The organism is Kurthia populi, assembly GCF_042686175.1.
Taxonomy (GTDB): domain Bacteria; phylum Bacillota; class Bacilli; order Bacillales_A; family Planococcaceae; genus Kurthia; species Kurthia populi.
This window is the reverse complement of record NZ_JBHUOR010000053.1, coordinates 1-770: the sequence shown is the minus strand read 5'-3', so window position 1 is coordinate 770 and position 770 is coordinate 1. Positions and strand designations below refer to the sequence as shown.

Below are 770 nucleotides of genomic sequence, written 5' to 3'. Positions count from 1 at the left end.
CGACGCTTTTCGCGGGCACGGCTCCATCTAATTTTTTTCGCGAGGGCGCGAAAAAAATGGATATTCCGCTCGTGCTGTTCCCGCAGAAGTCGCGTCCTCCACTCCGAACAACTTTTATATACTTCTATCAAAAATTCCTTATAGAAAAAAGGACAATTCCTGTTAAAATTTAAGTATCCTACTACCAAATCTTAAACGAAAGAAGTGTCCTTATGTTTAAAAATTATAACATGAATCAACTTACATTACCGCTAGATTTAGAAGTGAAATTACAAAAAAATGATATTGCCTTTCACATTCACCATCTTGTAGAAAGTATTCCGAAAGAAGCTTTCGCTCCTTTTTATCAAGAAACGGGCTGTCCGTCCTATCATCCAAAAATGATGCTTAAAATTATTCTGTGTGGTTATACGCAATCGGTCTTTTCAGGTCGACGCATGGAAGACTTAACAAAAGATAGTATCCGTATGAAATGGTTAGCGCAAGGTTATGAACCAAGTTATCGCACAATTAATCGTTTCCGAATTCATCCACAGATGCAGGAATTACTACGTCAATGTTTTGTCCAATTCCGTTGTCAGCTTGTCGAAGAAAAGCTAATTGATCAACAAGCGATTTTTATTGATGGTACAAAAATTGAGGCGAATGCCAATAAGTTCACTTTTAAATGGAAAAAATCGATTGAAAAGTTTCAAACAAACTTAATCGAAAAATCAAATCAATTATACGAACAACTGTTAGAAGAACAAGTCATCCCAGCCATCGCACGA

At 36.8% G+C, this 770-nt stretch carries 1 protein-coding gene; it reads left to right on the top strand.

Annotated features, from left to right (window positions below):
- Nucleotides 1-212 precede the first annotated feature (212 nt).
- The coding region (locus ACFSY7_RS10295) for a transposase (RefSeq protein WP_380147771.1) at nucleotides 213-770 on the top strand (558 nt) is incomplete at its 3' end.